We start from the raw sequence: 711 nt of genomic DNA, 5'->3' as shown, positions 1-711 counted from the left end.
AATCGGGAAGACAGGATTCGAACCTGCGACACCTTGGTCCCAAACCAAGTACTCTACCAAGCTGAGCTACTTCCCGCGTTAAATAAAAAAATGCACCCTAGAGGAGTCGAACCTCTAACCGCCTGATTCGTAGTCAGGTACTCTATCCAGTTGAGCTAAGGGTGCTCATCATTATATGCCGAGGACCGGAATCGAACCGGTACGATCGTTACCAATCGCAGGATTTTAAGTCCTGTGCGTCTGCCAGTTCCGCCACCCCGGCCTCTCTAAGCGAACGACGGGATTCGAACCCGCGACCCCCACCTTGGCAAGGTGGTGTTCTACCACTGAACTACGTTCGCATCGACCTCTTATTCTATATAAAAAAATGCCGGCTACATGACTTGAACACGCGACCCTCTGATTACAAATCAGATGCTCTACCAACTGAGCTAAGCCGGCTACTTTCTATTATGCGGGTTAAGGGACTTGAACCCCCACGCCGTTAAGCGCCAGATCCTAAATCTGGTGCGTCTGCCAATTCCGCCAAACCCGCAAATATGACCCGTACTGGGCTCGAACCAGTGACCCATTGATTAAAAGTCAATTGCTCTACCAACTGAGCTAACGAGTCTAAAATAACTTCCGTTATCTTAAACGGTCCCGACGGGAATCGAACCCGCGATCTTCGCCGTGACAGGGCGACGTGATAACCGCTACACTACGGGACCT

At 50.8% G+C, this 711-nt stretch carries 8 tRNA genes; all 8 read right to left on the bottom strand.

Annotated elements, in window-relative coordinates:
* Positions 1-2: 2 nt before the first annotated feature.
* The 8 genes from SORDD15_RS09695 to SORDD15_RS09660 all read right to left on the bottom strand — a co-directional run bounded on the left by SORDD15_RS09695 (position 3) and on the right by SORDD15_RS09660 (position 710).
* A tRNA-Pro gene (locus SORDD15_RS09695) sits at positions 3-76 on the bottom strand.
* 15 nt (positions 77-91) lie between these two features.
* Positions 92-165 (bottom strand) — tRNA-Arg (locus SORDD15_RS09690).
* 11 nt (positions 166-176) lie between these two features.
* Positions 177-262: transfer RNA gene (locus SORDD15_RS09685), tRNA-Leu, on the bottom strand.
* Between the two features lie 7 nt (positions 263-269).
* A tRNA-Gly gene (locus tag SORDD15_RS09680) sits at positions 270-341 on the bottom strand.
* A 27-nt stretch (positions 342-368) separates the two neighbouring features.
* Positions 369-441 (bottom strand) — tRNA-Thr (locus SORDD15_RS09675).
* Positions 442-453: 12 nt separating this feature from the next.
* Positions 454-535: transfer RNA gene (locus SORDD15_RS09670), tRNA-Leu, on the bottom strand.
* Positions 536-540: 5 nt separating this feature from the next.
* A tRNA-Lys gene (locus SORDD15_RS09665) sits at positions 541-613 on the bottom strand.
* A 24-nt stretch (positions 614-637) separates the two neighbouring features.
* A tRNA-Asp gene (locus tag SORDD15_RS09660) sits at positions 638-710 on the bottom strand.
* Position 711: the final 1 nt, after the last annotated feature.

Origin of the sequence: Streptococcus oralis (assembly GCF_001578935.1) — a bacterium.
GTDB lineage: Bacteria > Bacillota > Bacilli > Lactobacillales > Streptococcaceae > Streptococcus > Streptococcus oralis_R.
This window is presented reverse-complemented; position numbering and strand designations above follow the sequence as displayed.